Annotated in this window: 14 protein-coding genes; 7 read left to right on the top strand and 7 right to left on the bottom strand. The window is 72.3% G+C overall.

What is annotated here, in order from left to right:
- Nucleotides 1-327, bottom strand: a 327-nt coding sequence (locus NYZ98_RS29125) for an HIT family protein (RefSeq protein ID WP_262846764.1), incomplete at its 3' end; no start/stop codon positions are given.
- A gap of 406 nt (nt 328-733) precedes the next feature.
- On the opposite strand from NYZ98_RS29125, the gene NYZ98_RS29120 reads away from it, so the two are divergent.
- Nucleotides 734-4,396, top strand: a complete 3,663-nt coding sequence (locus NYZ98_RS29120) for a choice-of-anchor D domain-containing protein (RefSeq protein ID WP_262846763.1) — start codon at nt 734-736, stop codon at nt 4,394-4,396.
- 69 nt (nt 4,397-4,465) lie between these two features.
- Here the strand turns inward: NYZ98_RS29120 and NYZ98_RS29115 are convergent, their stop codons facing one another.
- The gene (locus NYZ98_RS29115) at nt 4,466-7,681 is read right to left on the bottom strand and encodes a lectin (protein WP_262846762.1); all 3,216 of its coding nucleotides are present in this window, start codon (nt 7,679-7,681) and stop codon (nt 4,466-4,468) included.
- 243 nt (nt 7,682-7,924) lie between these two features.
- Here NYZ98_RS29115 and NYZ98_RS29110 point away from each other — a divergent pair, with 243 nt between their 5' ends.
- Nucleotides 7,925-10,051, top strand: a complete 2,127-nt coding sequence (locus NYZ98_RS29110; protein WP_262846761.1) for a WD40 repeat domain-containing serine/threonine protein kinase — start codon at nt 7,925-7,927, stop codon at nt 10,049-10,051.
- Nucleotides 10,052-10,100: 49 nt separating this feature from the next.
- Here the strand turns inward: NYZ98_RS29110 and NYZ98_RS29105 are convergent, their stop codons facing one another.
- A complete protein-coding gene (locus NYZ98_RS29105; protein WP_262846760.1) occupies nt 10,101-11,024 on the bottom strand; it encodes an NmrA family NAD(P)-binding protein in 924 nt (307 codons plus the stop codon).
- A 194-nt stretch (nt 11,025-11,218) separates the two neighbouring features.
- Between NYZ98_RS29105 and sigJ the strand changes: the two genes are divergently transcribed.
- The gene (sigJ, locus tag NYZ98_RS29100) at nt 11,219-12,127 is read left to right on the top strand and encodes an RNA polymerase sigma factor SigJ (RefSeq protein WP_262846759.1); all 909 of its coding nucleotides are present in this window, start codon (nt 11,219-11,221) and stop codon (nt 12,125-12,127) included.
- Between the two features lie 118 nt (nt 12,128-12,245).
- On the opposite strand, the gene NYZ98_RS29095 is transcribed toward sigJ, so the two are convergent.
- Nucleotides 12,246-12,947 (bottom strand): TetR/AcrR family transcriptional regulator, encoded by a 702-nt coding sequence (locus NYZ98_RS29095; protein WP_262846758.1) that lies wholly within the window; start codon nt 12,945-12,947, stop codon nt 12,246-12,248.
- A gap of 95 nt (nt 12,948-13,042) precedes the next feature.
- Between NYZ98_RS29095 and NYZ98_RS29090 the strand changes: the two genes are divergently transcribed.
- Nucleotides 13,043-13,972, top strand: a complete 930-nt coding sequence (locus NYZ98_RS29090) for an SDR family oxidoreductase (protein WP_262846757.1) — start codon at nt 13,043-13,045, stop codon at nt 13,970-13,972.
- 22 nt (nt 13,973-13,994) lie between these two features.
- Here the strand turns inward: NYZ98_RS29090 and NYZ98_RS29085 are convergent, their stop codons facing one another.
- A complete protein-coding gene (locus NYZ98_RS29085) occupies nt 13,995-14,789 on the bottom strand; it encodes an aminoglycoside N(3)-acetyltransferase (protein WP_262846756.1) in 795 nt (264 codons plus the stop codon).
- Nucleotides 14,790-15,027: 238 nt separating this feature from the next.
- Between NYZ98_RS29085 and NYZ98_RS29080 the strand changes: the two genes are divergently transcribed.
- On the top strand, nt 15,028-18,534 hold the full coding sequence (locus NYZ98_RS29080) for a WD40 repeat domain-containing serine/threonine-protein kinase (protein ID WP_262846755.1): 3,507 nt from the start codon (nt 15,028-15,030) through the stop codon (nt 18,532-18,534).
- A gap of 13 nt (nt 18,535-18,547) precedes the next feature.
- On the opposite strand, the gene NYZ98_RS29075 is transcribed toward NYZ98_RS29080, so the two are convergent.
- A complete protein-coding gene (locus NYZ98_RS29075) occupies nt 18,548-20,134 on the bottom strand; it encodes a DUF7507 domain-containing protein (RefSeq protein WP_262846754.1) in 1,587 nt (528 codons plus the stop codon).
- Between the two features lie 837 nt (nt 20,135-20,971).
- Nucleotides 20,972-21,838 carry an AraC family transcriptional regulator gene (locus NYZ98_RS29070; protein ID WP_262846753.1) on the bottom strand — a complete coding sequence of 289 codons (867 nt, stop codon included), beginning with the start codon at nt 21,836-21,838 and terminating at the stop codon, nt 20,972-20,974.
- Nucleotides 21,839-22,882: 1,044 nt separating this feature from the next.
- Between NYZ98_RS29070 and NYZ98_RS29065 the strand changes: the two genes are divergently transcribed.
- Together NYZ98_RS29065 and NYZ98_RS29060 are read left to right on the top strand one after the other, a co-directional pair.
- Nucleotides 22,883-23,998: a type III polyketide synthase gene (locus tag NYZ98_RS29065; RefSeq protein ID WP_316249614.1), complete on the top strand. Its 1,116-nt coding sequence runs from the start codon at nt 22,883-22,885 to the stop codon at nt 23,996-23,998.
- Nucleotides 23,995-24,594 carry a cupin domain-containing protein gene (locus NYZ98_RS29060; RefSeq protein ID WP_262846752.1) on the top strand — a complete coding sequence of 200 codons (600 nt, stop codon included), beginning with the start codon at nt 23,995-23,997 and terminating at the stop codon, nt 24,592-24,594. Before NYZ98_RS29065 ends, NYZ98_RS29060 begins: the two co-directional genes overlap by 4 nt.
- Nucleotides 24,595-24,858 lie beyond the last annotated feature (264 nt).

Genomic DNA, 24,858 nt, shown 5'->3' with positions numbered 1-24,858 from the left:
GGGGAGAGGGAGGGCGTCGCCTTCGGTGCGGGGGACGACGTGGAGGTGCAGGTGGAACACGGTCTGGGTGGCGGCCGATCCCTTGGAGGTGATGAGGTTGGCGGCCGGGAGCTCGCCGGCCAGCTCGGCCGCGCGCAGCATGGTGCGGGCGGCGACGGCGGGGTCCTGCCCGGCGTCGGCGACGTGGACGAGCGGGATCACCAGCAGGTGACCGGGGGCCACCGGCCGGGTCGGGCGGATCGCGATGGCGTCGGGCCATCGCCGCACCACGACGGCCGGCGCCTCACCGGCGATGACGGAACAGAAGACACAGTCGATCACGTCCATCGCCCCATCCTCCCCGCCTCCCGCACGGGTCCGGGAGGGGATATCCAGGTTGCCGGGCGAGCTCCCTTCCCCACTTCGCATGTAAGCCTGGCCGGATGCCAAGAGAGCCGCCCTCCACACCCGTACGCGTCCGGGAGGGGATGGCCTGGGCGGGTGGCGGGAGAGCCGCGCCCTGTGCGGCCGGGAAGGGTTTTCGGGGGGTGCAAAGGGCTTTCAGGGGGTGCAAGCGGTTTGCGCGGACTTACGGTACGGGAAACAGCGCAATCCAGTCGTTACATTTCATGGAACCGCTGAAATCTTGCAGACATCTGTCCGTCATTTTAAGGTGTGGGTACCCCCCCGGGCACCACCGGTCACGTACGAGGCCGCGAAGCGTCCGGCTCTTCGTAGGATGAAGGGTCAGTCGATGATGAAGTCCGGCAGGCTAAAGGCCTGGACGATCGCCACGGTCGTGGCGCTGACAGCAGGAGGGCTGGTCTGCTCACCGGCCACCTCCGCCTCGGCCGCCGCGCGAGCCGACTCCCCGTTCGACTTCCCGGGACGCGGCGCCACCGTGCCCTTCGCGGAGATCGAAGCAGAAGACGCCGTCACCTCCGGCCAGGTGATCGGCCCCGACCGCATATACGGCCACCTGCCCTCCGAGGCCTCCGGCCGCAGGGCGGTGACGCTCAGCGGGTCCGGCCAGTACGTCGAGTTCACCCTCACCCGGCCGGCCAACGCGATGTCCCTGCGCTACAGCCTGCCGGACAGCGCCGCGGGCACCGGTCAGAACACCACCGCCGACCTGCGGGTCAACGGCACGCACCTGAAAGACCTGGCCCTGACCTCGCGGTACGGCTGGTACTACGGCGGCTACCCGTTCAACAACAACCCCGGGGACACCAACCCCCACCACTTCTACGACGAGACGCGGACCATGTTCGGGTCCACGCTCAACGCCGGCGCCAAGGTGCGCGTCCAGTCCAACGGCGGCGTCCCCATCACCGTCGACCTGGCCGACTTCGAGGTCGTCCCGGGCGCGATCGGCCGTCCCTCCGGCTCGCTGTCGGTGGACGACTTCGGCGCCGTGCGCAACGGCACGACCGACTCCACCGCCGCGTTCCAGGCCGCGGTCAACGCCGGCAAGGCCCAGGGCAAGGTCGTCTACATCCCCGAGGGCACCTACACCCTGTGGGACCACGTGGTCGTCGACGGCGTGACGCTGGCCGGCGCCGGCCCCTGGTACAGCGTGCTGACCGGCCGCGACCCCACCGTGCGCAGCCACGGCGTGGGCATCTACGGCAAGTACGTCCAGGGCGGCGGCTACCAGGGCCCGATCCGGTCGCACGAGGCCGGCGGCCCGAGCCAGAACGTCACCCTCAAGGACTTCGCCATCATCGGCGAGATCACCGAACGCGAGGACAACGACCAGGTCAACGGCCTGGGCGGCGCGATGTCCAACTCCGTCGTGGACAACTTGTGGATCCAGCACACCAAGGTCGGTGCCTGGATGGACGGCCCGATGGACAACTTCACCATCAAGAACACGCGCATCCTCGACCAGACCGCCGACGGCGTGAACTTCCACACCGGTGTGACGAACTCGACGGTGACCAACAGCTTCCTGCGCAACCTGGGTGACGACGGTCTGGCGGGGTGGCCCGAGCGGATGGCCAACGTCAACGACTCGTTCACCCACAACACGGTGATCCTGCCGATCCTGGCGAACAACATCGTCACCTACGGCGGCAAGGACATCAAGATCACCGACAACGTGGTCAGCGACACCATCTCCAACGGCGGCGGCATCCACGTGGCCAACAGGTACCCGGGGGTCAACGGCGCCACCGGGGTCTCCGGCACCATCACCGTCGCACGCAACACCCTGCTGAGAGCGGGCAACTCCGACTTCAACTGGCACTTCGGCGTCGGCGCGATCTGGTTCGACGCGCTCAACGAGTCGATCAACGCCACGATCAACGTCACCGACACCGACATCCTGGACAGCTCCTACGCGGCCATCCACTTCATCGAGGGCAACACCAAGACCGTCAACTTCACCAACGTCAACGTCGACGGCACCGGCACGTACATGATCCAGGCGCAGGCGGGGGCCACCGCGACGTTCACCAACGTCAAGGCCGCCCACATCGGCGCGGGCGTGTCCATCCACAACTGCGTCGGCACGGGCTTCACGCCGACCTTCGGCACCGGCAACACCGGCTGGAGCCCCAGTTCCACGGTCTGCACCGGCACCTGGCCCGACCCGAACTACATCTACCCGGGCGGCGGCGGCAGCACGGGCGGCCTGTCCGGCTCCCCCGGCCTGCTGTCCTTCCCGGCGCTCCAGGTCGGCGGCACCAGCTCCGCGCAGGCCGTCACCATCAGCAACGGCGGCACCGCCGCGGCGCCGATCAGCTCGGTGACCGCCACCGGCGACTACACGCAGACCAACAACTGCGGCAGCTCCCTGGCCGCCGGCGCCACCTGCACGGTCAACGTCACCTTCAGGCCGACCGCGACGGGCACCCGCACCGGTACGCTCACGCTCGCCAGCAGCGCCCCCGGCGGCCCGGTGACCGTCAGCCTCACCGGCACCGGCACCAACGGCGTCGCCCTGACCGCCTCGCCCGCGAGCCTGTCCTTCGGGTCGCGGCAGGCCGGGTCGACCAGCCCGGCGCAGACCGTCACGGTCACCAACAGCGGCTCCGCCTCGGCGGCCCTGAGCGGCGTCACCACCACCGGCGACTACGCCCAGACCACCACCTGCGGCTCCACCCTGGCCGCCGGCGCGTCCTGCACGGTCAGCGTGACCTTCACCCCGACCGCCTCGGGCAGCCGCCCGGGCACCGTCAGGGTGGCCAGCAACGACGTGAACAGCCCCCTGACGGTGAGCCTGTCCGGCAGCGGCGTCACCTCGACCACCAACCTCGCGCTCGGCGCGACGATGACGGGCAGCAGCTCGGCGGGCGGCTTCCCGCCGAGCAACACCAACGACGACAACACCGCCACCTACTGGGAGTCCAACAGCAACGCGTTCCCGCAGTGGCTGCAGGCCGACTTCGGCACCAACCAGAGCGTCGGCTCGATCACCCTGAAGCTCCCGCCGCCCTCGGCGTGGGCGACCAGGACGCAGACCCTGTCGGTCCAGGGCAGCACCAACGGCACGACCTGGACGACGCTGAAGGACTCCGCGACCTACACCTTCAACCCGGCGACCGGCAACAGCGCCACCATCTCACTGCCCACCTCGACCGTGCGGCAGCTCCGGCTGAACTTCACCGCCAACTCCGGCTGGCCCGCGGCGCAGATCGCCGAGTACCAGATCTTCCCGGGCGGCGGCGGCACGACGCCGACCGTGGCACTGGCCGCCTCCCCCTCCAGCGTGTCGTTCGCGGCCAGGGCGGTCGGCAGCACCAGCGCGTCGCAGGCCGTGACGGTCACCAACAACGGCACCGGGACGGCGACGCTCGGCACGGTCGCCACCACCGGTGACTTCGCGCAGACCAGGACCTGCGGCTCCACCCTGGCCTCCGGAGCGTCCTGCACGGTCAACGTCACCTTCACCCCGACCGCCACGGGCACCCGCACGGGCAACCTGACCGTCGCCAGCAACGACCCGAACAGCCCGCTGACGGTGGCCCTGTCCGGCACCGGCGGCACCGCGCCCACCGGCAACCTGGCGCTCGGCAGGCCGACCACCGAGACCAGCCACTCGCAGGTGTACGGCTCGGGCAACAGCGTGGACGGCAACGCGAGCACCTACTGGGAGTCGGCCAACAACGCCTTCCCGCAGTCGGTGACGGTCGACCTCGGCTCGGCGCTGAGCGTCGGGCGCGTCGTGCTCAAGCTGCCCCCGTCCACCGACTGGGCCACCCGCACCCAGGCGGTCGCCGTCCTCGGCAGCACCGACGGCACGAACTTCACCGGCGTCGCCGGCTCGGCGACGTACACCTTCAACCCGGCCACCGGCAACACGGCCACGATCACCTTCACGTCCACCACCAGGCGCTACCTGCGCCTGACCTTCACCGCCAACAGCGGCTGGCCGGCCGGTCAGCTCTCCGAATTCGAGGTCTACGGCTCTTAGCCGCGAACCGAGCACCGGAGGGGGCGAACCCGCCCCCTCCGGTGCTTTCTCATTCGGTCACGACGGTGCTCAGGGGCCGTACACCTCCAGCTCGTAGATCCGCGCGGCCGCGTCGGTGGTCTGGGCCGGGGTGGTGACGTTCAGCCGCACGTAGCGGGCCGACGTCGTGGCGATCGGGTGGGTGGTGACCCCGGCGGTGTTGCCGGTCACGGTCGCCACGGTGGTCCACGCGGACCCGTCCGTGCTCACCTGCAGGTTGAAGTCCCGGGTGTTGAAAGTCGCGCTCTCGCCGCCCGCGCTCGCGTGCCTGACCGTGAACGTGCTGACGTTCCGCGCACTGCCGAGGTCGACCTGCAGCCACTTGGGGGACACCAGCGAACACCACTTGTCACTGTTGCCACCCGACACGCTGCCGTTGACCGCCTTCTCCGGCCCCTCGGACGCCCCGCACGGAGTCGTCCCGGTGGCCGTCCTGTTCAGGGCCAGGTTCGTGCCGCCGGGCGGCGGCCCGTACACCTCCAGTTCGTAGATCCGCGCGGCCGCGTCGGTGGTCTGGGCCGGGGTGGTGACGTTCAGCCGCACGTAGCGGGCCGAGGTGGCGGTGAAGGCGTGGTCGGTGACGCCGGCGGTGTTGCCGGTCACCGTCGCCACGGTGGTCCACGCGGACGCGTCCGTACTCACCTGCAGGTTGAAGTCGCGGGTGTTGAAGCTCGCGCTCTCCCCTCCGGCGCTCGCGTGCCTGACCGTGAGGTGATTGACGCTCTGGGCGCCGCCGAGGTCGACCTGCAGCCACTTGGGGGACACCAGCGAACACCACTTGTCGCCGTTGCCACCCGACACGCTGCCGTTGACCGCCTTCTCCGGCCCCTCGGACGCCCCGCACGGAGTCGTCCCGGTGGCCGTCTTGTTGAGCGCCAGATTGGTGCCGGTGGGCGGGGGCGTGCCCGTGCCCGGGTAGGACGGGGGCGCCGACGACGCCGCCGTGGCCCAGGAGGTGTTGGCCGTGCCGCCGAGCGTCAGGTTCAGCGTGCCGCCGTTCATGACGGCCGACGGGGGCAGGTAGGCGTTGTTCCACGAGGCCCCGTTCCAGGAGGCGCCCTGGATGTAGGTGCCGGCCTGCGGGGCGTTGACGACCAAATGGTTGCCCGTGCTGAGGGTGATGTCGACCTGGTCGAACAGCGGGGTGGCGAGCGCCAGGTCGGCGGTGCCGGGCGTCTCGGGGAACATGCCCATCGCCGACCAGACGTACCAGGCGCTCATGGTGCCGAGGTCGTCGTTGCCCACGCCCCAGCCGCCCGGGGAGTCCGGCCAGAGCTGGTTCTGCACGTTCCTGATGATCGCCTGGGCCTTCCAGGGCTGGCCGACGTAGTCGTACTCCCACGGCAGCTCGATGCTCGGCTCGTTGCCGAGGTCGGCGTGGTCGCCGCCGCTGCCGTTGAACGCGCCGAGCACGTGGTCCAGGTAGGTGATCATCGCGGCGTTGCCGCCCTTGGCGTCGGCCAGGCCGCGCACGTTGAACGGCACCATGCCGGTGTACTGCCAGGACGTGCCCTCCACCATGTTGCTCCCGCTGGTGGGGCTGAACCCGGACGTCCAGCCGCCGCCGGCCAGCCGGGGCTGCATGAACCCGCTGGACGGGTTGAGCAGGGTGCGCCAGCTCTGCGCGCGGTTGACGAACGTGGCCTGGTTGGCGGTGTCGCCGAGCGCCCCGGCGAAGGCGCCGATCGCGAAGTCCGCCGTGTTGTACTCCAGGGTGGTCGACACCGAGCCGTAGAAGTTGCAGCACCCGTAGGAGCCGTCGCTCGGCAGGTAGCCCAGGCTGGTGAGGTAGTTCAGCCCGGGACGGTTCTGGTTGGCGACCGTCGCCTCCTGGATCATGGCGTTCTTGGCGGCCGTGGTGTTGAAGTTCCTGCCGCCGAAGGCGTAGATGCCCGCGATGATGGGGTCGGCGGGATCGCCCACCATGACGTAGGACTCGCCGTTGGCCTGCGCCCACTTGGGCAACCGCCCGCCGGCGGTGTAGACGTCGACCATCGACTGGGCGATGTCGCTCGCCGGGCCCGGTGCGATCATGCCCAGCAACTGGGCCTGGCTGCGGTAGATGTCCCAGCCCGAGTAGTTCGCGTAGTGCGCGTGACCGGCGGCCACGCTGTGCACGGCGCCGTCGAACCCCCGGTACTGCCCGTTGGCGTCGCTGAACACGTTGGGGTGCAGCAGGGCGTGGTAGAGCGAGCTGTAGAACACGTGCTGCTGCGCCGTGGTGCCGCCGGTGGTCTGGATCCTCGACAGGTAGGTGTTCCAGGAGTTGTGCGCCGCGGTGCGCACCGCGTCGAAGCCGAAGTTCGGCACCTCGGCGTCACGGTTGGCCTGGGCGTTGGCCTGGGAGGTGAACGAGACGCCGATCCTGGCCTGCACGACCTGGTTCGCGGTCGTGTCGAAGGTCAGGTACCCGCCGTTGGGGTCGGCGAGCGCCGCCACGGCCTCCTGGCCGGGGGGCGGCGCGCCGTGGTACTTCGGCTCGGGCTTGGCGGTGTCCGCCGTCTTCATGGCCGTCTCCGACGTGGCCGACGCCCTGGTCCTGCCCGCCTGCACCTGCGAGGCCAGCCAGGTGCCGGTGGAGAAGGTGTGGTCGAAGGCGACGGAGAAGTACACCGTGTAGGTGTTGGTGGCGCCGCAGAAGTGGCCGCTGGTCACCGATCCTGCCACCTCGGTGTCGCTGACCGCCTGCCAGCTGTTGGCGAAGACGCCGTTCTGGCTGCCGGTCAGCTTGAACAGCAGGTTCGCCTGCGTGGTCGAGGGGAAGGTGAACCGCCCGATCCCGCCGCGTGTCGTGGTGGTGAGCTCGGTGCGGACGCCGTTGTTCAGGTTGACCGAGTAGTAACCGGGCGTGGCCGACTCCCCGGAGTGGGCGTACCCCGCGCTCGCTCCACCGGGGTTGGTCCCGATCGCGCCGGTGGTCGGCATGATCGGGACGTCGCCGTAGGCGCCGCAGCCGGGCCCGGCGATGTGGGTGAGGCTGAACCCGGTGATGGTCGGGCTGGAGTAGGTGTAGCCGCCGCCCTGCGCGCGCGAGGCGGTGTCCGGGCTCCACTGGACCATGCCGAAGGGGACGTCGGCGCCGGGGAAGTCGTTGCCCCCGTTGGAGGTGCCGAGGAAGGTGTTGACCAGGGACGCGGGGTCGGCGACCGCGGCCTGCGCCGGCACGCCCGTGACCGGCGCGAGCACCAGCCCGAGCGCCGCGCCCAAGGCGAGCGCCCATCTCCTGTGCGACGTTGATCGTGTCATCCGATCGCCCTTTCGTCTCCGAGGCGTTCACGGCAATGCGAAACCAGGTCCGGAACCCGTTCACCGGTTCGGACTTCTGGGTGTGACAACGTTGTCATTTGGTCGCAACATTGAGTTGAATACGACTTGGGCACCCTGTCAAGACTCGTCAATAGACCCGCCCGCGCCGCGCCCTCGCGGGCGCCGTACGATGGGGGCGCCCGATCGCGCCGTGTCACATCGGGATACCCGAAGAGGTGGGCAGTGTCCGGTCCTCCCCCGCCCGGTCCTGACGAGTTCCGGGAGATCGGCGCCTATCGCCTGATCCGCCCGCTCGGCAGAGGCGGCCAGGGCGTGGTGTATCTCGGCCGGGCGCCCTCGGGCGAGGACGTCGCGGTCAAGGTGCTGCACGCGTGGATGGCGGACGACGCCGACGCCCGCAGGCGGTTCCTGCGCGAGGTGGACGTCGCCCGCCAGGTCGCGCCCTTCTGCACCGCAAGGGTGCTCGACATGGGGATCCACGACGACCGGCCCTACATCGTCAGCGAGTACGTGCCCGGGGAGTCGCTGGAGCGGCTCGTCATGACCTCGGGGCCGAGGACGGGCGGTGGCCTGGAGCGCCTGGCCGTCTCCACGATGACCGCGCTGGCCGCGATCCACCGCGCCGGGATCGTCCACCGCGACTTCAAGCCGGCCAACGTCATCCTCGGCCCCGAGGGCCCGGTGGTCATCGACTTCGGCATCTCGCGCGCCATCGACCACACCGTCACCCGCACGGGTTCGGTCGGCACGCCGCCCTACATGGCGCCCGAGCAGTTCACCCACGAGCCGCCCGGGCCGAGCGCGGACGTGTTCAGCTGGGCCTGCACGATGGTCTACGCGGCGACGGGCCACCGCGCGTTCCCCGGCGACACGATCCCGGTGGTGGTGAACGCCATCCTGCACCGCGAGCCGGACCTGTCGGGTGTGCCGGCGAACCTCCGGCCGCTGCTCGCGGCCTGCCTCGCCAAGGATCCGGCGCGCCGGCCGGCGACCGCCGACCTGTTCCGCGCCCTGACCGGCGAGAGCCTCGCCCCGTCCGCCGGGCGCGCCACCCTCACCGCGCCCCTCCCCTCCCCCGCGCCCGCGCCCGCCCGCCCGGTTCCGGCCGCCGCCCCGCCCCCGTACGACCCGCCGCCGCGGAACACGCCATCGCACAACGCGCCTCAGCAGGACGCGCCCACGCGGGACGCTCCGGCGCGGCCGGATCGCCTGATCTCGCGCCGGGAGATCGTGGCCGCCGGGGTGGGGCTGGCCGCGGTCGCGGCCGCCGTGACCCTGCCGTCCCTGCTCGGCGGCGAGAAGAAGGACACCGGCACGCCCGGGTCCAGCACGCTCGTCTCCCCCGGCCCGACGGCCGAGGCGGCACCGGCGCGCCCCTTCGGCACCCTCTTGTTCGCCCCGCTGACCGAGCCGAGCAACGACGTCAGGACGATCGCCTTCGGCCAGGTGGGCACGGTGCCGGTGGTGGTCACCGGCGGCGACGACCTGGCCGTGCGCGTCTTCGACCTCGCCGCGGGCAAGGCCCTCGGCGGGGCCCTCACCGGGCACACCGGGTGGGTCAGGTCGGTCGCGTTCACCGAACTGGACGGCGTCCCGATCGCGGTCAGCGGCAGCGACGACGACACCGTACGCGTCTGGGACCTGGCCAGGGGCGCCCAGGTCGGCGCGCCGCTGACCGGGCATGACGGCGACGTGAAGGCGGTGGCGGCGGGCCCGCTCGACGGCGTCCCCATCGCGATCACCGGCGGGGCCGACCGCTCGGTCCACCTCTGGGACATCGCCGGGGCCAGGCCGTTGCGCGCGCCGCTGACCGGCCACACCGGCACGGTCTGGTCGATCGCGTACGGCGAGGTGAACGGCACGCCCGTCGCGGTCAGCACCGGCGACGACAGGACCGTGCGCGTCTGGGACCTGGCCGAGGGCAGGCGGCTCGGCGACCCGCTCACCGGGCACCGCGACTCGGTGCGCGCGGTGGCGTTCGGCCGGCTGAACGGGGTGCCGGTGGCCGTCACCGGCGGCATGGACAAGACCGTGCGCGTGTGGGACCTGGCGCTGCGCCGCCCGATCGGCAAGCCGCTCACCGGGCACGAGGGGCCGGTCTGGGCGGTGGCGTTCGACGAGGTGGACGGCACGCCCGTCGCGGTGAGCGGCGGCGACGACAGGACCGTCCGCGTGTGGGACCTGCGCAGGGGGGTCCAGCTCGGCGCGCCCGTCACCGGTCACACCGACTGCGTGTGGTCGGTCGCGACGGGCCGGGTCGGCGGTGCGGCCGTCGCGGTCAGCGGCGGCCGGGACGAGACGGTGCGGGCGTGGAGCATCGCCCCGCCCTTCCCCTCCCCCCGCCCCTGACGGCGGGCCCGCGCGAGGACACGACGGGCGCCCGCGTGGCCACGCGAGGCTACGGCTCCGGCGGGGCCTGCCGACGACGGGCGGACACGAAGGCGCGGACGCTCGTCGCCGGGTGGCCGGTGAGCTCCTCCACCTGGTGGGTCAGCCGGTCGTAGCGGTTCTGCGCGACCAGCCGGGCCATACAGGCGACGTGCTCGGTGAGGTGGTCCGGCAGCCCCAGCGCGGCCAGGTCGTGCTCGGTCCACTCCCGGAGGGGGACGTCGGCGTAGGTGACGGGCCTCCCGAGGGCCTGCGCGTACTCGGCCGCGATGGCGGTCATGTTCTGCGAGCGCGGCCCGGTCAGCTCGTACACCTTCCCGGTGTGCCCGGAGGGGTCGGCCAGGATGGTGGTGGCCACCTCGGCGACGTCGGCGGCGGCCACCGGCGAGGTCCGCGCCGAGCCGAACGGCAGCCGGATCGTCCCGTCCCGCGCGATCGACGCCTCGGCGAGGGTGGTGAAGAAGGGGTGCTCCAGGAAGACGGTGGCCCTGAGCTGGGTGACCGGCACCGACGACCAGGCGAAGGCCTGTTCGGCCAGCCAGTGCAGCCGCTGCTGGTGCGACTCGGTCGTGCTGAGCACCGTCATCGTCGAGACGGTCATCTGGGACAGGGCGACGCACACCTCCAGGTCCCCGTACTCGCGGGCCACGGCCGCCATGGTGACCGCGGCCTCCAGGTACTCGGGCACGACGCTCATGGTGAAGAACACCCGGCGGCAGCCGTCCACGGCGCGGGCGACGTCGGCGGGATGGGTCAGGTCGCCGGTCACCACCTCGGCGCCGGTGGCCCGCAGCGCGGCGGCGCGTTCGTCCTCGCGGTGGACGAGCGCGCGCACCGCAAGGCCCCGCGCCCGCAGGCCGGCGACGACGCTCCTGCCGACCCCTCCGGTCCTGCCGGCGGCGCCGGTGACGAGAATCAGCTGATCGGCCGGCATTGGCGGCCACCCCCCGTCCGAGGCGGCCACCCGGCGGCGTGCCGGGTGAGCCCCCACGTCACAACGTAGCCGGGCCGGTAGCCGAGACGGGGCACCGCCTCGCGGCGTCCGGCGATCGGCGCCCGGTGGGCGGATGTCACACTTCGGGGGCCGCCGCACCTCTCAGGGGAGCACCCGAGAAAAAGGACCGGCCCATGCCCGACCCCACGGAGGACACCGCGACGCGCGTGTTCGCCGACCACCGCGAGCTGCTGTTCTCGATCGTCTACAACCTGCTCGGCAACGTGGCCGACACCGAGGACGTCCTGCAGGACACCTGGCTGTCCTGGGCGCCCAGGTGCCTGGCGCCGGAGGCCGGGGAGATCGCCAGCCCGCGCGCCTACCTGGTGCGGGTCGCGGTCAACCACGCCCTCGCCCGGCAGGGCGCCATCCGGCGCCGCCGCGAGACCTACGTGGGACCGTGGCTGCCCGAGCCGCTGCTGACCGACGCCGTCCCCGACTCCGCGGAACCGGCCCTGCGCGCCGAGTCGATCTCGATGGCGATGCTGGTGGTGCTGGAGACGCTCACCCCGCTGGAGCGCGCGGTGTTCGTCCTGCACGAGGTGTTCGGGTACGCCCACACCGAGATCGCCGGCATCATCGGCCGCGCCCCGGCGGCCGTGCGGCAGCTCGCCCACCGCGCCCGCGAGCACGTCCACGCCCGCCGCCCCCGCTACCAGGCCGATCCCCGCGTCCAGCGGCAGGTGACCGAGCGGTTCCTGGCCGCCGCGCTCGGCGGCGACCTGGACGCCCTTCTGCGGATCCTGGCGCCGGACGTGACGATGTGGACCGACGGCGGCGGCAGGTCCCGGGCCGCCGGCCTGCGCCCGGTGCACGGCCGCGACAAGGTCGCCCGCATGATCGCCGGGGTCGCCTCCCGCGCCCCCGAGGACCTGGAGGTCCGGTACCGGACGGTCAACGGCGACCCCTCGGCGCTGCTGTTCTCCGGCGACGCCCCGTTCGCCGTCATGGTCATCGACCTCAGCCCGGACGGCGAGCGGGTGTCGGGGATCTACTCCGTCTCCAACCCCGACAAGCTCACCCGGATCGGCGACGAGGAATGATCTCTCGCGCTTCACCGTCCGCGTGACCTCGGGGGCCGGGATCGGCCACGGCGGGGTCACCCGGCCGTCAGCGGGGTTGGCCGGGCGGCCCTCCGCGTCAGCCGGGTGAGCCTCGGCGTCAGCCGGGCGGGCCCTCGGCCCATCTTGCGCGCGCTCGCGCGAGCAGGCCGGCGAGCAGCACCTCCAGCACGTCGCGGAGCGTGTCGGCGAAGTCGACGCGCATGGAGGCCAGGGCGGGGTCGGCCGCGTAGGCGGCCTCGACGGCCGACGCCGGGTTCGCGTGGGTCCACGCGGCCCCGGCCATCATGATCGAGGCGGTGGTGAACCACTCGGCGTCCCGCTCGCCGAGCTCACGCACGTGTTCGAGGACCAGCCGGACCAGGACGGCGATGGTCTGGCCGGCGGCCCGCTTGTACTTGACGACCACCTGCGGGGAGACGTTGTGCTCCAGCACCGCGGACTGGGCGCTGATCAGGTCGCACAGGATCGGCCGCGCCGCCAGCGAGGCCGCGAGCGCGCCGGCGAACTGGGCGCTGCGCTCCGAGGGCCCGGCGCCGGCGTCGACCACGCCGGCGACCTCGTCGGCGAAGTCCGCCAGCCACTCGCGGGCCGCCGTGTTCAGCAGCTCCAGCAGCACGTCCTCGCGTGATTCGAAGTAGCGCAGCACGTTCGACTTGGCCAGGCCGACGCGCCGGCTCAGCTCGTTGAGGCTGACCTGGGCGACCGGCATCTCGGCCAGCATCGCGGCCGCGCCGTCGAGGATCATCCTCCGGCGCGCCGCGCGCTGCTCCTCGCTGCGCGCCCGCTGGAACGTCGTCACGTCCCCAGATTACAGACCTCCGGTCCCTTGTGTATAGACCGCCGGTCTCTTAATGTGGGGCGTACAGGATCGACCCCTTCCCACCAGGAGCCCCCATGTACACCGTCCCCGGCCTGACCGGAAGGCTCGCCGTCGTCACCGGCGCCAACAGCGGCACCGGCAAGGAGGCCACCCGCCGCCTCGCCGACGCCGGCGCCCACGTGGTGATGGCCGTCCGCACGGTCGCCAAGGGCGAGCGGGCCCGCGACGAGATCCTCGCGCGCCACCCGCACGCCCGGCTGGAGGTGCGCCGCGTGGACCTGGCCGACCTGGCCTCCGTACGGGAGTTCGCCGACGGGCTCCTCGCCGACGCGACCCCCCTTGACCTGCTGGTCAACAACGCCGGGGTGATGGCCCCGCCCACCCGCATGACCACGGCCGACGGCTTCGAGCTGCAGTTCGGCAGCAACTACCTGGGCCCGTTCGCACTGACGCTCCGGCTGCTGCCGCTGGTGCTCGCCGCCCCGGCGCCGCGCGTGACCACCATGAGCAGTGGCGTTGCCCTCTTCGGCAGGATCCGCTTTGAGGACCTCCAGTGGGAGCGCCGCTACAGCGGCGCCCTGGCCTACGCCCAGTCCAAGCTCGCGAACCTGATGTTCACCCGGCACCTGGCCGCCGTCGCCGCCGAGCGCGGCTGGAACCTGCTGAGCACCGCCGCCCACCCCGGCTACACCCGCACGAACCTCCAGACGGCGGGCGCCACCCTCGGCCGGGACCGGCCCACCCGCCTGCACGACCTGGTCAGCGCCGTCGACTTCCTGCCCAAGCAGGACGTCGAGCAGGGCACCGAGCCGCTGCTGTACGCCGCGACCAGCCCTGACGCCGTCGCGGGCGGCTACTACGGGCCGAAGGGGCGGTTCGGTCTGGTCGGCGCCACCGCCGTCGCCCGCCCGCCGCGCCGGGCCCTGGACGCCGAGGCCGGCGCCCGCCTGTGGGCCGAGTCCGAGCGGCTCACGGGCGTCGGCCTGCCCGCCCACGTCGGGTGACCTCGGCCGGGCGCGGGGGCCATCACGCTTTGGGGCGGTTGGCGGCCAGCCAGGCGGTCGCGAAGTCGACCAGGGCCCGCTGGGACATCAGCCGGGTGGGCGCCTCGCCGACCCGGCCGGCCGGCAGCCCGACGGCGGCCTCGAAGTCCGCGCCCAGCCGTTCGAAGTCCTCCTCGTCCTCGATCACGTCGACCCAGGTGGTCCACTTGCCCGTCCCGTCGGGCCGCCGGATCGACGCGCCGTTGACGCCGCGCGGCGGCGACTCCTGCCGCCACTCCGCGAGGTGCAGCGAGGTGTTGGAGTCGTGCCCGCACCCGAGCAGCAGGACCTTCCCGTCGAGCCGGTAGACGGCGCCGAGCGGGGAGTCCTCGCCGAGGGCGTCGTCCACCCGGTGCACGCCCGTCACGCCGGCCGCGTGCGCGCCGACCGCGGCGAAGGACAGCCGGGGGTGGTCGCTGCGCAGCGCGCCGGGCCAGGTGCGGACCAGTTCGGCGATGACGCCCATCCACCGGCTCGGGGTGCGGGCCGGGTCGAAGCCGGGCGCCTGGTCCCTGATCACCGGCCACCACGCCTCGGGCACCGGCGGGTTGCGCCAGCCGGCCGGGTCGCAGTTGTCGGAGGTGTGGGCCGGCACCACGAGGGTGCCTCCGGGGCCGAGGACGCCGAGCAGGGCCTGCACGAACGCCTGGGCGCCGCCGACGACGAAACCGAGGCTCCTGACCGACGAATGCAGCAGGACGACGTCACCGGCGCGCAGGCCGAGCGCCCGCAGATCCGTCCCCAGGGACTCGGCGGTGTGGGGCACCAGTTGATCCATCCGGCCGAGCATACACATCCGGATCCTGCCGGCGAATCCCCCATCAGCCACGTGATCGGACTATGCCCGGACGAGTAATGGCACGTCAGCCCCATGGCACGAGTAAGCGTCCCAGGGAGGCCGCAGCCGGACCCGGGGCCGCCGCCTCGCCGAGATCCTTTTTGTGGCAGGGTGCCGAGAACCGCGTCGCCACAGACGGCGTCCAACACCGTGGAAACGCGCGGCCGAGGGGACGGGTATGGCGCAGGGACTGATCGACGGTGACCCGCAGCGGCTGGGCGGCTACTGGCTGGCCGGGCGGCTCGGGACCGGCGGGCAGGGCGTGGTCTACGAGGCCTACGACGCCGAGGGCACGCGCGTCGCCGTCAAGGTGCTGCACGGCAACTCGGCCAACCACGGCGACCTGCGCGAGCGGATGCGCCGGGAGGCGACGGCGGCCCAGCGGGTGGCGTCGTTCTGCACGGCCCGCGTGCTCGGGGCCGACCTGGACGGCCCTCGGCCGTACATCGTCAGCGAGTACGTCGAGGGGCCCGACCTGCGCAGGGCGCTCGCGGACGGGCGGCGGTTCGCCGGGGGCGACCTGCACCGGCTGGCGACCGCGATCGCCACCGCGCTGACCGCGATCCACGAGGCCGGCGTCGTCCACCGCGACATGAAACCGGACAACGTGCTGCTCGGCCCGGACGGGCCACGGGTGATCGACTTCGGCATCGCGCGCACCCTGGAGATGTCGCTGACCTCCACCGGGTTCACCGCGGGCACCCCCACCTACATGGCGCCTGAGGTGTTCTCCGGGACACGCGCCGGGATGCCGGCCGACGTGTTCGCCTGGGGGGCGATCATGGTGTTCGCCGCGACCGGCGCCGACCCGTTCCTGGCCGACAACCTCGGCGCCGTCATGCACCGCGTCCTGTCGGCCGACCCCGACCTCTCCGCCCTGCCCGAGTCGCTGCGCGAACTGGTCCGCGCCGCCCTGGCCAAGGACCCCGCGGGCAGGCCGACGGCGCCCGAGCTGCTGCTCGCGCTGGTCAGCGGGGACGGGCGGGTGGACATGGCCCGGCTGCTGGTCGAGGGCTCGCGCACGGCGGGCGGCGTCACCCGCGACCAGACCGGCGACCCGGCGCTGGGCACCATGGCCGAGGACTCCTACGAGACGCTGAGCCCGGCCGAGCGCGAACTGGTGCCCGAGGTCTTCCTGCGGCTGGTGACGGTCAGGGACGACGGGGAGCTGGTCCCGTGCCGGGTGCCGCGCGCCGAGATCCTCGGCGGGCGCCCCGTCCAGGAGGCCGAGGCGATCGAGCGCGTCTTCGGCGCGTTCTCCTACCTGCTCAGCGCCGGGGAGGAGGTCGCGTTCACCCGGCCGGCGCTGCCGCACGCCTGGCCGCGCATGCGCGCCTGGGTCAGGGCCAACCGCGACGGGCTGGCCGCGCACCGGGGCATCGCCACGGCCGCGCGACGCTGGCACGCCCACGGGCGCAGGGACGGCGACCTGATGCAGGGCAGCACGCTGGAGGGCGCGCTGCACTGGGCGGCCACCGAGCGGCGCAACATCACCCTCACCCCGGTCGAACGGGACTTCCTGGACGCGGGGGCGGCGCTGATCCGCCGCCGGGCCCGGGTGAGCAGGCTCGTGACGGTCGCGATGGCGGTGCTGCTGGTCGGCGCGCTGGTCGCGGCGTCGATCGCGGTGTGGCAGAGCAGGGTGGCCTCGGTCCAGCGGGACGAGGCCGAGGCGCGCAGGATCGCCGTGGTCTCCGACGGCCTGCGCGCCACCGACCCCGTCCGGGCCATGCTGCTCAGCGTGGCCGCCTGGCGGCTGAGCCCGGTGCCCGAGGCGCGCGCCGCGCTGACCGGCTCGCTGGTCCAGCGCGAGGCGCGGGTCTTCCAGGACCCCGCCCCTGAGGGCGTCCGCCGCCTCAGCCACGACGGCCGCGTCCTGGTCGGCATCGGCAACGGCGAGGCCCGCGCGTGGAACGTGCGCACCGGGGCGCGCGCCGGCGGCGCCAGGCTCGGCGACAAGGGGGCGCACATCCTGGACGCGGCGCTCAGCCCGAGCGGCAGGGTGCTCGCCGTGGCCACGGAGGGCAAGGACGTGCGGCTGTGGGACCTCACCACCGGCCGGGCGCTGCCCCGCTCCTACCCGCTCGGGCCCGCCAGCAGGGAGCTGAACGTGTTCCTCACCTACGGCGAGGCGGAGGACCTGCTCGCGGTGGCGCTCGGCGAGGGCGAGGTCATCTGGAACACCGCGACGGGGCGCACCTCGTCGTCCGGGGACTGCTGCATGCCGCTCATCGCCCGCGACGGCGCGTCCGCGGTCACCGCCGGGCTGAGCGGCCAGGTCATCCACGTCACCGTGCCCGGCGGGCGGGCCACCACCCTGGCGAAGAACTGCGACGGCTGCGCCCAGCGGGTCGCGCTCAGCAGGGACGGCCGCAGGCTGGCCGTGGGCCGCGGCTCCGTCGTCGGCCTGACCGACCCGGCGACCGGGCGGCCCATCGGCGAGGCCCCCATGGACATGGAGGGCTGGAACGGCGGCGACCTGCGTTTCTCCCCCGACGGCGCACTGCTCGCCTCGGTCGCCGCCACCGGCGTCCAGGTCTACCGGACCGCCGACAGCGCCCTGCTGATCAATCACGCGATCTCCGTCGTCCGGCCCCAGTTCGCTTTCGACCCCGACGGCCGCTCGATCCGCTACCTGGACGGCGACACCGTCGTCACCCTCGGGCTGATCAACATCGCCCGCTCGGCGGCCCCGGCGTGGACCGCCATGAGCCCCGACGGGCGCCTGCTGGTGGGCCGGGACACCCGGGCCGGCGAGGTCCGCCTGGGCCTTCCCGCCACCGGGAAGTACACCGGGAAGCCGCTCGGCACGACCACCAAGGGGCCGATCTACACGTTCCGCACCGTGTTCGGCAGGGACGGCCGCCTCGTCGCGGTGTCCGGCGTGACCACCGACGACGAGACCATCGCCGTCTGGGACACCGCCCGCCAGACCCGGGTGGCCACGCTGAAGGGCCTGGCGGCCTCCCCCGACGCGATGGCGATCAGCCCGGACGGCCGGCTCCTGGTCGCGCTGGACACCTCCGCGCAGGACGCGTCCACCGGGCCCGCGGTCATCCTGTGGGACCTGCGCGACGGCCGCGAGCGGTGGCGGCTGACGTACCCGGCCGTCACCGACATCGGGTTCAGCCCGGACGGCAAATCCGTCGTGGTGCGCGGCGACGATGTGCGCACCGCCGACGCCGGGACCGGGCGGCTCACCGGCACCGTCAAGCTCGGCGGCGACACCCGGCGGACGCTGTTCACCGAGGGCGGCGCCCTGTACGCGGCCGGCGAGGGCGAAGGCGGCCTCGCGCTGTGGGCCCCGGGCGCCGCGCGGCCGGAGACGCTGACCCTGCACGGCCCGACCCGCGGGGTGACCGGCGTCGCGGTCGCGCCCGGCGGCGGCCTGGCGGCCACGGTCCAGGGCGACGGCACCGGTTCGGTCGAGGTGTGGGACCTGGCCACCGGCGTCCTGCTCGGCCGTCCCGTCACCGAGCGGGTCAGCGCCGTGAGGGACGTGACGTTTTCGGCGGACGGCACCCGGCTGCTGGTCCTGGACGACCAGGGCGGCCTCACGACCTACCCGGTCGTCCCCGAGACGCTGGTCTCCCGCGTGTGCGCCCGCGCCGGCCGGGACCTCACCGAGCAGGAGTGGCGCTCCCAGCTCCCCGACCTCCCCTACCGTCCCGTCTGCGCCCCCTGACCGACCGGTTCCATCAGCCGCCCGCCGACCGCCGGCCGGCGGCGCGGCTCCGCAGGCGGCGGCGGGCGAGGACGGCGCCCAGCGCGGCCAGTCCGCCGAGGGCGATGGCCGCGCCGGCGAGGACGACGGCCGGGTCGCCGTGGCCCGGGTCGTCCGGGTACCCCGCGTTGACCCCGGCCGGGGGCGACGCCGCCGCTCCGGGTGACATCGGTGCCGTGGCCCCGGGTGAAGCGGGCGCGGTGGCCCCGGGCGAGGACGGTGTGGCGCCGGCGCCGCCGCGGGTGCCGCCGCCAGGGCCTCCGCTCGTGCCGCCGGTCCCGCCGGTGCCGCCGCCGCTGATGCCGCCGCTGGGGCCGCTGCCGGGGTCGGGGAGGGGGCCGGGGCCGGGCGGCCGTGGCACCCCGGTCGGTACGAGGTGGTCGTCTCCCCGGTCGCCGCCGTTGGCCGGCCAGTCGTGCAGGGGCCCGAGGAAGTCGGTGTCGAGGCGCCCGGTGTCGGGGAGCGCGGGGGGGACGACCGGCGCGTGCGGGACGTTCGGCACGTACGGCACGTGAGCCCACCCCGCGGCCAGGACGTGGCCCGTAGGTCCTTCGCCGGGCTCCGGGTACCGCTGGCCGGCGTCGGGCGAGGAGAGGAGCGGCGGGTCGCCGGTCTCGTCGCCGTGGTCACACCGGTGGCAGCCGGGGCCGGGCGGGCGGGGCAGCGGGACCCGGCCCAGCGCCTGGGCCGAGGTGACCGGCCCGGCGGGCCCGGCCGCGGCGGCGGTGGCCGTGCCGCTGACGCTGCCGGTGGAGACGTCGACCGGGGTGATCGTGTGGTCGGGCGCGGTGCAGACGACCGACCGCCCCGGGGCCAGGATGGTGGTCGGGCAGGTGACGGGCGGGTCGCCGGGGTCGTCGACGGTCAGCCGGGTCAGGGCCGAGGTCCCGGTGTTGGTCACCTTCAGCGTCCAGCGGACCCGGTCACCCGCGGTGATGCCGCGCCGGCCGTTGACGTCGATCGTGGCCCCGGTCTTGGTGATCGAGAGGCCCTGGGTTCCGAAGACGGCGGTGAGTGTGCTGGTGGGCGCCGAGGTGACCGGGGTCCCCCCGTTCGCGGTTCCCGAGGCGGTGGCGGTGGCGCGCACCGAGCCGCCGGCCACGTCGGCCAGGGTGATGACGTACGGCGCCGCGGTGCACGCGATCGTCGCGGCCGGCGCCAGCGCGCCCGAGGGACACGTCACCGGCCCGGCTTTGGTGTCGGTCACCGTGACACCGGTCAGCGCCACCGTCCCGGTGTTGGTGACCGCGAACCCCCACTCGATCGAATCCCCGGCTCCGGCCGTCCCGCTGCCGTCGGCGTCCACCACGGTGGCCGTCTTCAGCAGAGCGAGCGAGGGAGCACGGGCGCCGGTGACACCCGCCGCCGCCACGGCGCAGCCGAACGAGCCGACGGCGGACGGGATGCCGGCGGACGAGGTGCCGGCGGACGGGATGCCGGCGGACGTCACCGGCCCGGTGGCCGCCCGCCGCGCGGCGGGAACGAGGCCGGTGAATTCGGCGGGATCGGCCTCGGTGACCCCGACGACATTCGCCGTGTCAGGAGTTCGCGCCGTTTTCACCTTGAAATCAGGCGGTATCATTCCACCCGGAAGAATATCCTCGAACAGGCCGGTGCGTGGCACGCCGTTCGGGCAGCGCGTGAGCGCCGCAGGTCCCTCTTGATATGTCGCGAGAATCGACGGGAAATCGGCTACCGAGGCGATTCCGGAAAAGGCAACCGGCCGGGTCACAGTCGATTCCGTCAGCGGTCTGTTCGCATAATCGCCCGCCGCGCCAAGGCGCGTTCCCGCGGTCACGCCGTCACCGCCGGCGACCGTCGGGAAAGCACCGCCGAGGGCACCGAATCCGACGTGGCCACGGGAAAGGACCGCCGCCCCGCCGGCCGGGGCGCTCGCCCCGGGATCGGCCCGGTAACCCATCGCCGGTGCCGTGGGCTGGGCGTCTCCGGGGACGCCGCCGCCACCGGCCGCCCGGTGGCCCCCGTTGGAAACGAGTTCACCACCCAGCGCGGGCGCCCCATCGTTATCGTCGCCACCGTGGACGGAGCCGGATTCCACGACGGCTGTGAAACCATTGTCACCGATGATGGTCTTGACAGGGGCCCGGGCCGCGGCGGTGGCATTCGGCGCAATATATCCGACACTCAGGACACAGGCCGCCACGCCAATGGAAAGGCTCAGGGCGCGCGCGCGATCGCCACCGAATGATCCACTCATTGCGCGATCTTAGTCATATCACGATCATCGCCGGACTTGGCGTGATCAAATGTCTGATCCCGCTTGCGTCAAGCGACCGGCAATTCTGCGATCGGCGCGGGCCGCCGTGACATAGCCGGGGAGTCCAAAATAGGGCTTCCCGGACATGACAGTTCAATATCGGCCCGCGCCATCGCACTTTCAGCCCTCGGTCCGCTCCACGGGGATCCACAGCTCGGCCTCGGCCTCGGCGCCGTCCGGTGACAGCAGCGTGCGGAGGATCTCCGGCCCCGGCCTGCTCTGGTAGGGGTTGGAGGGGAACCACTGGGTGAACACGTCCCGCCACATGTACTGGAGCGTCTGCGGGAACGCGCCCGAACTCTCGAAGACCGCCCACGTCCCCGCGGGGCAGGGGATGGCCTCCATGTCCGGGGGCACGGGGGCGCCGGTCGCCACACCGTAGTAGTAATCGAGCTCGGTGCCCTCGGCACGGCTGCCGGCCAGGTCGTCGCTCACGTTGACGATGCCCTGCGGCTCCTGGTCGGAGAGCTCCGCGAGGCGCCGCGTGGTCTCCTTGTCGATGCTCCGGACGAACTCGACGATCGCGGGGTTCATCCCCTCGTGGACCAGGGGCACGCGGGCCTTCCTGCCCACCACGCGGAACTCCTCTTTCTCGACCACCCGATATCGCATGCTGCCGTTCCCTTCGATCGTGAGGCGGAAGGACATCCGTGACTGGGAGCGCAGAGCGGCGCCCGTGCGCCTGGCCTCGCCCGGCCCGACGCCGTGGACAGCGCGGAAGGCGCGGGCGAACGCCTCGCCCGAGCCGTAGCCATAACGCACCCCGATATCGAGCAGCGTGTCCTGCCCCGCGAGCACCTGGGCGCCCGCGACGGTGAGCCTCCGCCGGCGGATGTACTCCGACAGCGGGATGCCCGCCAGCGCGGAGAACAGCCGCCGGAGGTGGTACTCCGACATGACGGCGATCCGCGCGAGCTCGGACACCTCGATCGGCTGATCGAGGTTGCGCTCGATGTGCTCCATGGCCTGGTTCAGCCGCTCCAGCATCCCGGCTCCCTTCCCTTCTGCTCACCGACGCTAGGCCCGGCGCCCGCGACCGGACCCGACATCCTGTGCCCGGTGCGGTCGGGTACGACGGCCGCCGCCCGCCCCCGGATCCCCGAAGATCGTTTCCCGGCGCCGGTGCCGCCGGATTCCCCACGCCCGGGCCCCCCGCGCCAAATCGGTTCGCGCCGCGCCTTACCGATACCGGGCTCCGAAACTTTGTGCCCGTTCGTTCCTCGATCTGCTTATTTGATGCACCTTATGCCTGATAGAGGTGAATCGTTTCACGGCCGCGAATCCAGGAACAGCCCGGCCCGACTTCGCATCGCCGTCCGGTGACCGATCGTCCTTCTTGGAGTCGCGCCGGGTGACGCAACGTGACGCCGCCCGGCGGTCCGTCACTCATCGCACAGTCGATGAATGCAAACCGCTCGACTTCTCCGGGATTCACCGGGAAACGGGCCTGAGGGCTTGTGCGCGAGCCCAAGTTTCGCCGCCGTGACGCCACGTTCCCGGATGGATTCGCGAAGGATCCTACGGGAACGACGGCCTACCATATGTAAAAAGTATCGACGCCTAGTTGTCAGACATATCACTGCTTACTTACACTCGATCACAGCCCCTCGAGGAACCCTAATCACTCCGCCTCGCGTGAGGAACGCGACTAATTGCCTAAGCGACGACGCCTGGTGGAATTAGCCGCACAGAAGTCCGTGCGCGCCCCTCCAGGGCGGGCATCCGGGCTTCACCGCCGGCCTCACACGCCTTCCCGTGCCCCGCCCTGTGACCCACCCCCCACCAGTCCCTCCTCGTCACAGTCACCACAGCAGCCCTGGCTCATTCCTTCGCGCGCGACCCCGCTCACCCCCCGTCCCCTCTCTTCGGCGCGCCCTCTCCCTCGGCCTGCTTCACCCCCGCGCGCCCGAACCCACCCCGGCCCACCTCAGCTCGCGCGCCCCACCTCCACCCTCACCTCGTCCCACCGCGCCTCGCCACGGCGGGGCCCCTCTCCCCCAGCACCCCTTACTCAGGATCCAGGTGATAGCCATGCCGGTTCTGTGCAGGCCTGCCGTCCACGTTCCCGAAAATGTGATCACCCAGGCCGAAACCCTGGAGCTGTGCCGCCGGCTCCACTCCGACCACCCCCAGCTCAACCTGGCACTCCGGTTGATCGCCAACACCGGCGTGCAGGAGCGGCACCTCGTGCAGCCCATCGACGAGACGCTGACCCACCCGGGCTTCCACGCGCGCAACGACATGTACGAACAGCACGCCAAGAAGATCGTCCCGGCCGTCATCCGCGAGGCCCTGCGCAACGCGAGCCTCGACGTGGACGACATCGACCTCATCATCTACGTCTCGTGCACCGGCTTCATGATGCCCTCGCTGACCGCCTGGCTGATCAACACCATGGGCTTCGGGCTCGGCACCACCCAGCTCCCGATCGCCCAGATGGGCTGCGCCGCGGGCGGGGCCGCCATCAACAGGGCGGCCGAGTACTGCCAGGTGTATCCGCAGGCCAACGTGCTGATCGTCGCCTGTGAGTTCTGCTCGCTGAGCTACCAGCCGACCGACACCGCCCTCGGCAACCTGCTGTCCAACGGCCTGTTCGGCGACGCCGTCGCGGCCACCGTGATGCGGGCCCAGGGAGGCAGCGGGATCCGCGTCCACCGCAGCGGCTCCTACCTGATGCCCGGCACCGAATCGTGGATCAGCTACGAGGTGCGGGACACCGGCTTCCACTTCCGGCTGGACAAGCGGGTGCCCCGGACGATGGAGGGGCTCGCGCCCCCCTTACGCAGGATGGTCGCCGACCACGGCTGGGACGCCTCCGAGCTCGATCTGTACATCGTCCACGCGGGCGGCCCCCGCATCCTCGACGACCTGGCCAAATACCTGAACGTCCCCGCCGGCGCCTTCGCCCACAGCCGGGCGACGCTGTCCAGTTACGGCAACATCGCCAGCGCCGTGGTGCTGGACGTGCTGCGCCGGGCCTTCGACGACCCGGCCACCACCGACGGCGACAAGTGCCTGGTGGCGGGGTTCGGGCCCGGGATCACCGCCGAGTTCTGCGTCGGCACCTGGGTGACGCAGACCCCCGACCCGGTGTTCCGCGCGCGTGCCGACCAGCAGCGTGCCCGCATGCTCGACCCGATCCCGTGAGGTGGCACCGCCGCCCGTCCGGCTCCGCGGGACACGGCGGCCCTGAGCGTGCCCTGGCGGCCCCGGTGGCCGACGGGGTGACGCTGAGGCCGTCCGAGGGCCCCCGCCTCGCCCTGGGGCCGATGACCGTCACCTACAAGGTCACCGGCGGCCGGAGCGCGGTGGCCTCGACCTTCGAGGTGGTGGTACCGCCCGGCTGGGACGTGGGGGCGCACGTCCACGACCACGGCGAAGAGATCTTCTACGTCCTGGAAGGGGAGCTCGACCTGCTGGCCTTCGCCCCCGCCGCGCCCCGCTCGGGAGACTGGCAGTCCTGGACCTCCCGCTCGGGGGAGACCGTCGTACGCGGCGGGCCGGGCAGTCTGGCCTTCGTCCCCCCCGGCTGCCCGCACGCGTTCTCCAATCCGGGGACCAGGCCGGCGAGGATGCTCTTCCAGGCGGCCCCGGCCGGTCATGAACACTATTTCGAGGAACTCGCCGAGATCCTCGCCGAGGTCCCCCCGGACGACAGGGCCATCGAGGCGCTGCGTTTCCGGCACGGCATAACCCAGCTCACCCCGCTACGACCGGACGTCGGCCAGGCCGCGCACCGCTGATCATTACAAACCACACGGTTATGCTGATTCTCTCTATAGAGGATCGGCGTAATCGTGTTCGTCTTGTTACCCACTGGTAGGTCGTTCGGTAACATGGATGCCCACTCGAAAGCGAAACAACCATCGCGGAACAACAGGCGCCCCATCCGTTTCTCCAGTAACCGACCATGACACCCCCCTTCGGGCGTTTGACCACAGGACAATTGCAATGTCCGTAATGCAATACCAATTACCATCTTGTCGGGCAGTGGATTAATCGGGTCG

Origin of the sequence: Sphaerisporangium corydalis, from assembly GCF_025506355.1 — a bacterium.
GTDB classification, from domain to species: Bacteria; Actinomycetota; Actinomycetes; order Streptosporangiales; family Streptosporangiaceae; genus Sphaerisporangium; species Sphaerisporangium corydalis.
The sequence above is the reverse complement of the archived record's forward strand: the minus strand, read 5'-3'. Positions and strand labels throughout refer to the sequence as shown.

What these genes read in the sequence shown, in the direction of transcription:
- NYZ98_RS29090 (WP_262846757.1), top strand. Translation starts at nt 13,043, where the DNA reads ATGTACACCGTCCCCGGCCTGACCGGAAGGCTCGCCGTCGTCACCGGC.
- NYZ98_RS29115 (WP_262846762.1), bottom strand. Translation starts at nt 7,681, where the DNA reads ATGACACGATCAACGTCGCACAGGAGATGGGCGCTCGCCTTGGGCGCG.
- NYZ98_RS29105 (WP_262846760.1), bottom strand. Translation starts at nt 11,024, where the DNA reads ATGCCGGCCGATCAGCTGATTCTCGTCACCGGCGCCGCCGGCAGGACC.
- NYZ98_RS29070 (WP_262846753.1), bottom strand. Translation starts at nt 21,838, where the DNA reads ATGCTGGAGCGGCTGAACCAGGCCATGGAGCACATCGAGCGCAACCTC.
- NYZ98_RS29080 (WP_262846755.1), top strand. Translation starts at nt 15,028, where the DNA reads ATGGCGCAGGGACTGATCGACGGTGACCCGCAGCGGCTGGGCGGCTAC.
- NYZ98_RS29065 (WP_316249614.1), top strand. Translation starts at nt 22,883, where the DNA reads ATGCCGGTTCTGTGCAGGCCTGCCGTCCACGTTCCCGAAAATGTGATC.
- NYZ98_RS29120 (WP_262846763.1), top strand. Translation starts at nt 734, where the DNA reads ATGATGAAGTCCGGCAGGCTAAAGGCCTGGACGATCGCCACGGTCGTG.
- sigJ (WP_262846759.1), top strand. Translation starts at nt 11,219, where the DNA reads ATGCCCGACCCCACGGAGGACACCGCGACGCGCGTGTTCGCCGACCAC.
- NYZ98_RS29085 (WP_262846756.1), bottom strand. Translation starts at nt 14,789, where the DNA reads ATGGATCAACTGGTGCCCCACACCGCCGAGTCCCTGGGGACGGATCTG.